Source organism: Schlesneria sp. (assembly GCF_036405755.1).
In the GTDB taxonomy this organism is placed as follows: domain Bacteria; phylum Planctomycetota; class Planctomycetia; order Planctomycetales; family Planctomycetaceae; genus Schlesneria; species Schlesneria sphaerica.
In genome coordinates this window covers 1-8,528 of sequence record NZ_DASWWZ010000126.1, presented here as the reverse complement: position 1 = coordinate 8,528, position 8,528 = coordinate 1, and the positions used below count along the sequence as shown (strand labels likewise).

At 57.0% G+C, this 8,528-nt stretch carries 8 protein-coding genes, 1 tRNA gene and 1 pseudogene; 8 read left to right on the top strand and 2 right to left on the bottom strand.

Annotated features, from left to right (window positions below; all coding sequences use genetic code 11):
- Positions 1-157 precede the first annotated feature (157 nt).
- The 5 genes from VGE80_RS04390 to VGE80_RS04370 all read left to right on the top strand — a co-directional run bounded on the left by VGE80_RS04390 (position 158) and on the right by VGE80_RS04370 (position 5,519).
- The gene (locus VGE80_RS04390; RefSeq protein WP_440591803.1) at positions 158-1,357 is read left to right on the top strand and encodes a class I SAM-dependent rRNA methyltransferase; all 1,200 of its coding nucleotides are present in this window, start codon (positions 158-160) and stop codon (positions 1,355-1,357) included.
- 206 nt (positions 1,358-1,563) lie between these two features.
- Positions 1,564-2,061: a tRNA (adenosine(37)-N6)-threonylcarbamoyltransferase complex ATPase subunit type 1 TsaE gene (gene tsaE, locus VGE80_RS04385; RefSeq protein ID WP_440591802.1), complete on the top strand. Its 498-nt coding sequence runs from the start codon at positions 1,564-1,566 to the stop codon at positions 2,059-2,061.
- A gap of 388 nt (positions 2,062-2,449) precedes the next feature.
- Positions 2,450-2,950 carry a transposase gene (locus tag VGE80_RS04380; protein WP_440591804.1) on the top strand — a complete coding sequence of 167 codons (501 nt, stop codon included), beginning with the start codon at positions 2,450-2,452 and terminating at the stop codon, positions 2,948-2,950.
- Positions 2,951-2,959: 9 nt separating this feature from the next.
- Positions 2,960-3,733 (top strand): ImuA family protein, encoded by a 774-nt coding sequence (locus VGE80_RS04375; RefSeq protein WP_440591801.1) that lies wholly within the window; start codon positions 2,960-2,962, stop codon positions 3,731-3,733.
- Positions 3,654-5,519, top strand: a complete 1,866-nt coding sequence (locus VGE80_RS04370; RefSeq protein WP_440591800.1) for a DNA polymerase Y family protein — start codon at positions 3,654-3,656, stop codon at positions 5,517-5,519. The genes VGE80_RS04375 and VGE80_RS04370 overlap by 80 nt, the downstream gene beginning before the upstream one ends.
- Positions 5,520-5,782: 263 nt before the next feature.
- On the opposite strand, the gene VGE80_RS04365 is transcribed toward VGE80_RS04370, so the two are convergent.
- Positions 5,783-5,856: transfer RNA gene (locus tag VGE80_RS04365), tRNA-Val, on the bottom strand.
- Positions 5,857-6,023: 167 nt separating this feature from the next.
- On the opposite strand from VGE80_RS04365, the gene VGE80_RS04360 reads away from it, so the two are divergent.
- The 3 genes from VGE80_RS04360 (at position 6,024) to rpsR (ending at position 8,026) form a co-directional block, all read left to right on the top strand.
- Positions 6,024-6,473, top strand: a complete 450-nt coding sequence (locus VGE80_RS04360; RefSeq protein ID WP_397570109.1) for a hypothetical protein — start codon at positions 6,024-6,026, stop codon at positions 6,471-6,473.
- A 101-nt stretch (positions 6,474-6,574) separates the two neighbouring features.
- Positions 6,575-7,468, top strand: a complete 894-nt coding sequence (locus tag VGE80_RS04355) for a deoxyribonuclease IV (protein WP_440591799.1) — start codon at positions 6,575-6,577, stop codon at positions 7,466-7,468.
- A gap of 273 nt (positions 7,469-7,741) precedes the next feature.
- The gene (gene rpsR / locus VGE80_RS04350) at positions 7,742-8,026 is read left to right on the top strand and encodes a 30S ribosomal protein S18 (protein ID WP_373651993.1); all 285 of its coding nucleotides are present in this window, start codon (positions 7,742-7,744) and stop codon (positions 8,024-8,026) included.
- Positions 8,027-8,239: 213 nt separating this feature from the next.
- Here the strand turns inward: rpsR and VGE80_RS04345 are convergent.
- Positions 8,240-8,528 (bottom strand): annotated as a pseudogene (locus VGE80_RS04345) (EscN/YscN/HrcN family type III secretion system ATPase); the annotation flags it as partial.

Here is an 8,528-nt window from a genome sequence, read left to right as displayed (position 1 = left end):
AAGCGGCAGGGCACCTCAAAAAATGAAGATTTCGGTCGGATTCAGAATCGGCCTGGTCGACTCACGATCAGCCATCGTTTACTGTTCATTTTTCCTGGCGCCCATTGCTGGCGTTCAGCCGGTGATGAGCCTTTGAGCCCTCTTTTTCAGTTTTTTTATGCCACTCATCGAAGTCTCGTCCACTCCCGTCGTCCTGCGACTGAATCGCGATCTGGTGCGATTGATCAAGCGTGGGGACCCATGGGTTTACGCGGATGCGTTGCGGGATCTCCCTCACGCTCCGGCGGGGACTCCTGCGGTTTTATTGGATAACCGTAAGGGGCAGGCGGTCGCTCGAGGTTTTTATGATCCTCGATGTCCTGTCGCACTGCGGATTTGTGAGACGGATCCGGAACTGAAGCTGGATGACCGGTGGGCCGAGCGACGTCTGCGCGGAGCCCTGGATCTGCGTCGTGGTTTTTCCTTTGACGGCCCGACCAATGGATTCCGACTTCTCAATGGGGAAGGGGATTGCGTGCCGGGTGTGGTCGCCGACGTCTACGGTGACACGGCGGTTGTGAAACTGGACGGTGAGGGGCCGGCTGGTTTCTGGAAAATTGACGAACTGGCGGAGTGGCTCGCGCGGGAACAGAACCTGCCACGAATCTATGAGCGTCAGAAGGAACGGGGGGCGGCCGGCCGACCTCTGGTGGGAACGACACCCGCTGAACCCGTTTCCTTTCGCGAACATGGACTGGAGTTTACTGCCGATGTTGTTCGTGGACAGAAAACGGGATTCTTTCTCGACCAACGGGATAATCGGCAGTTGATTCGCGCCTGGTCTCGCGATGCGACGGTGCTGAATGTCTTTTCCTACACGGGGGGCTTTTCGATTGCAGCGGGTGCGGGGGGAGCAACACACGTCACCTCCGTCGATGTTGCTCCTGCGGCGATCGAAGCAGCGAACGCACACTGGCAACGGAACGGCTTTCCCGCTGACCAGCACACGGGAGTTGCCGCGGATGCCTTCGAGTTTCTGGCGCAGGCGTCCAGCGAAAAACGACGATGGCAGGTGGTGGTTCTCGATCCCCCCTCGTTTGCCCCGAATCGTGAATCGGTTCCGAAGGCGAAATCGGCCTATCAGAATGTCATTGAAGCGGGGGCGCGCGTGACGGCGCGACAGGGGCTGCTGGCGGTGGCATCGTGTTCCAGCCATATCGATCTACCAATGTTTCTGGAATGTTGTGAAGAAGGGATTTCCCGGGCACGCCGCCGGGGAACGGTAATCAATGTCGGGGGCCAGCCCACCGACCACCCCACGCCGCTGGCCTTACCGGAATTTCGCTATCTCAAGTTTGTCCTGCTGCGACTGGATTGATCGATTGAGCTGTCGACGTGCGGACAGATTGCTGAGGAGTCGTCTCGGTGCGAGGGTCTGACTTGAGGTTCATGACCGACTGATAGGTCGAGGAGACAGGCCCCGTGTAGGGACCTGCACCGGGCGGATCTTTAGCAGACCAGACTACAATCAACTTCCGTTGCACGGGGCTCGGGAAAAAGAGTCGCAGAGAAGGGCTACAGACGATGTCATACTGGTTACGCTCGGACAATGAGACGCTCGTTTGTCACGCCGAATCCCTGCTTGAGACGAATGAGGCGGGGCGGTCTCTGGCGGGAAGATTGCAGCCCGGTGACGTAATCGCACTGATCGGCGATCTTGGGGCAGGGAAGACTCAGTTCGTTAAAGGGGTTGCGGAAGGGCTGGAGGTGGCTGCCGAAGAGGTCAACAGCCCGACATTCACCTTGATTCAAGAGTATCCGGGCCGCATTCTGATGCGGCATTGTGACACCTATCGTTTGCGAGACGCGGAAGAGTTTGCCGACCTGGGGCTGGATGAGTTATTCGCAACAGACGGTGTAGCCCTGATCGAATGGGCCGATCGCGTTGAGGAGTATCTCCCGCGGGACCGGGTCATTGTGCGGATCACGATCAACAGTCCGACAACGCGAATTCTGGAAATCAGTGCGACCGGAAACCGGTCTCGGGCGACCCTTGCTCAACTGGCCGCGACAGTCCTTTAGGCCACGATCACGGGCCACCTCGCGTATTGCTCGCTTCGCCCGGCTTTTCCGGCCCATTCAACCATCCCTCTCTGCGCAGCCCATTCCGACCAGTCTCTGGTGGAAAACCTGCGTTTCACGAAGTGGTATTGCATTGCATTTTGTTTCCTGTAAACATATTTTTGTTATCCATAATTCAGAAAGCGAAAGGAGTGGTCTTTCCGAATTAACACCTCGGCATCTTGACGGTTTTGTGACGAGTTTTTCTGAATCATGAACGAATCATGATTCAGGGCTGATAGCTCGGCTCATGAAATCGGGGCGAGGGGAAGACACGCCAAGGCAGGCTGGACTGGAGAGGGAAATCTAGCGTGAAAGCTTGTTTTTGTGGAGTTTGTTCGTGGGAACAATGAGTCGTCGCGGTCAGGCGGAACCCGCTTCGGGGTGGAACCGCGTGATCTCGCTGCCGTCTGTACAGGTCTGGCTGCATCTCGTCTTCAGTACGAGAAACCGTGAAGCGTTATTGCAGAGTGCTCCCTTTCGGGAAGAGATGTTTCGCATGCTGTGCCAGCAGGTGCAGGAGTGCGGTTGTATCCCTCAATTCGCCGGGGGCAGTGTCGACCACGTCCATCTGGTTTGCGGCCTGTCGCGGACAGTGACGATTGCCAAGCTGGTCGATCATGTAAAGACCGAAACAGCGCGTTGGGCTCATACGGCCCACGGTCTGTTTGGCTTCGCCTGGCAATCGGGGTATGGCGTTTTCTCTGTCAGCCAGTCTCGACTCGATCAGGTGATCGATTACGTGGCTGCCCAGGAAAATCATCACAGGTGGCAGTCGTACCAGGAGGAGTTTCGGGAGTTGTGCGAGAAGCACACCATCGAGATTGACGAACGGACAGCCTGGGATTGAGAGACTCAGATGACTCTTCCAGTGAATCAGCAGCGTGTTGGAATCGAAGAAAAACCCGATCGTGCCGAGACAATCCGAGCCCTGCGAAGATTGTGTCAGACAACCTCCCGAACATTCAGCTCGTATGTCGCGGATTCGACAAGAATATCGACCGGCATTCCAGCGTTGGATGCGTTACTACCCGGCCGCGGGCTGCAGCCGGGATGGCTGGTGGAATGGCTGTCACCCGTTGAAGGTTGTGGAGTAACGGTCCTCGCCCTGCAAGGAGTACGCGCCGCACTCCAGCGACAAGGGGCCTGGTCGGTCGTCGATGAAACGGGTGAGTTTTACCCGCCCGCGGTGCAGGGATGGGGTGTCTCGCTGGAAAGAATGCTTTGGCTTCGTCCGTCGTCTTTGGGGGATGCGGCCTGGGCCGTGGAGCAATCGCTTCGTTGTCCTGCCGTGGGCCTGACCTGGTTTCAAGCCGAACGAATGACCGATCGAGTGCTGCGACGATGGAAGATTGCCGCGGAGATGGGGGGAGGAGTCGGAGTTCTATTTCGTCCCGCGAAAGCTGCACGCACGGCATCGTGGGCCGATGTCCGCTGGTTAGTTCATCCTCAGCCATTACGAGCCACCCCGTTGGGGCGGCGAATACGAGTCGAACTTCTCTCTTGTCGCGGTGAGTATCGCACGGGCGACTGGGTGGAACTGGAAGTGTGTGATGCGACGGGTGATGTGCGTCTGGTATCCACTCTGGCCGGTGCAGCATCTGCGCTGCATTCTGTCAGCAAAATCGCCTGACGAGCCTCTTCGCACCCGACTGCGAGAGCCTGCAGTCAATCAGGGAGACAACGCAAAGGGAAGGGGCGCAGCCGATTCCATCAGTGTTCGGGAAGGAACACAGGCTTCCGCCGCCGAAGCGTCCCCCGCGATCGTCACACCATGGAACTCCACGCAGGAACTGCATCCCGACGCCTCTCCTGATCAGGATCAGGACTTTGAATCGGAAAGTTTGTTCGGCTCAGATCACCTTCCCTCACCACTACTCGGCGAACCGATGCTGCGGGAGCGATTTTTACCGCGAGAAAAACCGGCACTGCGCCCCGTCATTCTGTTCGATGAAGGACGACGGGGGTATCAGGTTGTAGTCTGTTCGCCCGAGGCGTTGCAGTGGGGCGTGCGTGTCGGCATGCCAATCGGTGAAGTCCGATCACTGTTGCCGGGGGCCTCACATCAAAACTCTGGAGCTCCGCATCTCAATCGAAGAAAAGCAACAAGTGCGAGTTCCGCAGAGTCTGCTCTCCTGCAGCGCGTCGACCACGCTGCGGATCGGCTCAAACTCCAGGAACTGGCCCGTTACTGTCATCGATACAGCCCACTGGTTGGGCTGGAAGAGACGGCGACTCCTGAATCGCTTTGGCTGGAGATCTCGGGAAGCGAAGTGCTGTTTGGAGGAGAACAAAAACTGGCCGAGACCGTACAAACAGACATGGCGCGGCAAGGGATCCATGTCCGGGTGGCGATCGCCGATTCATGGGGGGCCGCCTGGGGAGTCAGCCATTTCGGAGAAGCCGATCTTTCTCTGATTCCCCCTGGTGAACAGCGCGAGTGGCTCGCATCCCTACCGGTGGGGGCCCTGCGAATCAGTGAGACGGTCCGGCAGTCGCTGGAGACTCTGGATATCACTCGAATTTCTCAGCTCTACAATCTGCCGCGTACGACATTGCCGGCTCGCTTCGGAAAAGAGCTGCTTCTGCGAATGGATCAGGCACTGGGCCACGCCCCGGAACTTCTGGTTGCCGAACGGCAGTCAGAGCCGCTCTTCACCGAGTGGCTGTTTGAAGAACCGATTGACGACCGCCAGACACTCGATCATGTTTGCGAGGTGTTGCTGGAGCGATTGCTGGTCCGCTTAACGGAACGACAGGCCGGATTGCGCGAGCTGCAGTGCCATTGGCTGGGAACAACCGCCGACCCGACCGTGCTGCGAATGCTGAGACCTGTGAATGAAAAACGACACCTGCTGGAACTGCTCCGGTTACAGAACGAGCGTCGCGTGTTTCTTTCAAATGTGCAGGGGGTTCGGATGGAAGCCGCCGAAATCGGGTTGCCTCCCGTTCGGCAGACAACCTTGTTTGACGACGATACTGCGGACAGGCAACCTCAGTTACTGGCAGAACTGGTGGATCGGCTGAGCATTCGTCTCAGTTGCGAGGCAGTCTTAAACCCGCGTTTGAAACCGGATCCGCAACCGGAATTTGCCTGTGAGCCGGTTCCTTGGCTGGATGCGAAAACTCCGACCGACGTCAGTTTCAGTTCTTCGGGGTTGCGCTGCCGCCCGCTACGACTTTTACACCCACCCCGGCCTCTCGTTGTCGAAAAAACATCGACGGAGGGCCTGCCGGGTCGAGTCCACCACTCATCGGTGATCCGGATCAGCGGACCCGAGCGAATCGAAGGGGGCTGGTGGCGAGATGTTGACGCAAAGAGGGATTATTACCAGCTCGATCTTGCCAACGGGACCAGGCTCTGGGCCTTTGTGGAGCGAGACACAGGGAACTGGTTCCTTCATGGATTATTTGCGTGATCCAATCCCGGGAGAGATCTCAACATGGCTTCGTACGATTGCCTGGTATCGAGACAGACACCAACCCATTCCTGGAAGGGGAGTTGCCGTGCCGACATTGAAACCCGTGGCCGTCAAAGCGAAACAGCCCCGGGAAAAACTCCCGAGGCTGCTCGACTTCGTGCTGGTGGTGACTTGCCCGGAGGTTGCTTCACTTCAACGCCAAGCTGTGGAAAGCTCGTCAAATTGAGGAATGTCACTCACTACGGCAAAACCACTTGGAGTGGACGATATTGGACTCGAACCAACGACCTCCACGATGTCAACGTGGCGCTCTAACCAACTGAGCTAATCGTCCAGAGAGTGCTCTCACTGGTGTGGTGGGCACAACAATAGGAGCCAGCAGCGATGTGGTCAAGTCTCCCGCCACAGTTACGCCACATGTTCTTAAACTCGTCTGGATTGAATCGGATAAGTGGTCTATGTTTCTTAATCCTTCCGCGAGAATTTTCGAGGTTTTTCAGCATGATCACAATTCGACTTCTGCCTGACGTTCCCACGGGGGCGATTGCCACCGCTCTGGTGGCGACTGCACTGCTGATCAGCGCCGGTTGCGAAACGATGCGGGAATCGGGAATTCCCGGGTTGAGGGCGGATACGACCAAGAAATATGAGGCCAACCGGGTCGAACAGGAACACCGTGACAACTTTGTGGTCCACCGCGACCACAAAGCCTTGTACTGGCTGGTCGCCAACCGGATTAAAAACGGGATGTCACTCACCGACGTCGAGCAAATTCTGGGGGAATCGGGGGAACGGGAAACCGACATGGGGCGCCTCAAACTGGGAGGGCTCTACCAGACGACCGATTTGATCTACAAGTGGGGTCCCGACAACGAGGGATACAGTGTCGTGCTGATATTCCGCGACAATCATCTTGTGAATTTCGATCCCAGTGGTTTCCGATCCGCGTGAAGCCGAATACATTCTGAGTCGATCACGTCCTCACGCGACGCTTGCTCGATGGTCACGTCCCGACATGTGGACGTCGATCAGGTCACAGAATGGAATCCGTTATGCCTCTGTTTGGCTCGCACTTAAGTATTGCCGGTGGATATTTCAAAGCCGTTGACGCGGCCGCAGCACTCGGCTTACACACGGTGCAACTGTTCACAAAGAACAACAATCAATGGGCGGGAAAACCGCTGACCGACGAGGACGTTCGACTGTTCCGCGACGCCCTGGCCCGCACGGGAATTCAGCGGCCGTGTGCTCATGACAGCTACCTGATCAATCTCGCCAGCCCTGACGACGTGCTCTGGCAGAAATCTCTCGATGCACTCGTCCATGAGCTGGAACGGGCAGAGGCTCTGGGACTGGAGGGGGTTGTGATGCACCCCGGCAGCTACGTGAAATCATCCGAGGAAGAGGGCCTGCAGAAAATTGTGGCGGGACTCGATGAAGCTCATCGCCGCACGAAGGGCTTCCGCTGTCAATACTGGCTGGAAACGACAGCCGGGCAGGGGACAAACCTGGGAAATCGCTTTGAACACCTGGCGTTCATTCTCAAGCAGGTGCAAGAGCCGGAAAGACTCGGCATCTGCGTCGATACCTGCCACATCTTTGCCGCCGGATATCCCCTTCAGTCTCCGGACGAATACGCCGCCACGATGGACGAATTCGACCGAACCATTGGCATTGACCGGATTCGGGCGTGGCATATCAACGACAGCAAAAAGCCGTTAGGGAGCCGGGTCGACCGGCACGAACATATCGGAGAGGGATGCCTTGGCCTGGAACCTTTCCGTCATCTCGTGAACGATCCCCGGTTTGCGCAAACGCCAATGTACCTGGAAACCGAAAAAGGAGAGCGGGATGGTGTTAATCTCGACGCCATGAATCTGGCCACTCTGAACAGTCTGATTTCTCCGTCCACCGGCCGGACAGCCAAAAAGCAGAAACAGGCCTAGTCTGAATCGGGCAACTGGATGCGAACTGCTGTCGCCAAGAGGAGTTACGCGGCGGTGAAATTGCCGTGTCACCGTCAATAAGTGTATGAAGCTCGCTTGCATTATCGTGGTCCCCCAGCGATACTTCCGTTCCGTCTCAGCCGTGTATGCTGATGTAGCGACTGGTCGATCTGTTTTCGGATTCGGTCTCGCGACGGCAGGTAGTTCCCTCCCGCGTTTCTTGATGAAACGGGTTCCGGTTTCGCTGGAATCACCAACTCGAGGTCAGTGACAATGAATGCGTATACCAAGACAGAGATCAAGAAACTCCGTAAGAAGCGTCAACGGCTGAAAAAGAAGCTGCGTTGCCGATTCTGCCCGAACGGATGCGACAAATCACCACGACCGGTCTTTGTTGATTATAAAGATCTCAAGACACTGCGAACCATGATCGATCGCGAAGGCAACATGCTCGCTCGCCGCAAGACAGGCAACTGTGCCAAGTTCCAGCGTGCCGTTCGTGAAGCAATCCTCCGAGCTCGTTACGTCGGCCTGCTGCCGTACGTTGCAGAAGAGTGATTCCAGTTCGCGTGAGTCATCTCTCGTGATGACAATTGCAGATTAAGCGGCCCGGCGATTTTGCCGAGCCGCTTTTTTCGCGCACCTTCGCGAAATCATCGGCGATGGTCTCGCAAACTGCTGGAGCAATCATCTTCGCATTCACCCCCAGAGTGTTGGCTTACGGCTCTCGTGAAAACACCGACAACCGATGCCTGTCGTAAACCGTTTCCGTCAGTCGATATCGTCGACTGGTTCCTCGTTCAGAGAGAGAAGCTGCTGCAGTTCCTGGACGGCTTGAGAGAGGGTCGCGTGTTCACGTGGAGCCTGCCGTAGAAATCGCTGGATCGGCTCCCGCAGTCTGATGGCTGCATCCACGTCGGAATTGGAGCCGCGCTGATAGGCGCCGATGTAAATCAGATCTTCCGCCTGCTGGTAAGCGGCGAGCCACTGACGGAGCGAGTTGGCTGCGAGCCGATGCTCAACATCCGTCACGTCGGGCATGAGTCGGGAGAGACTCGCA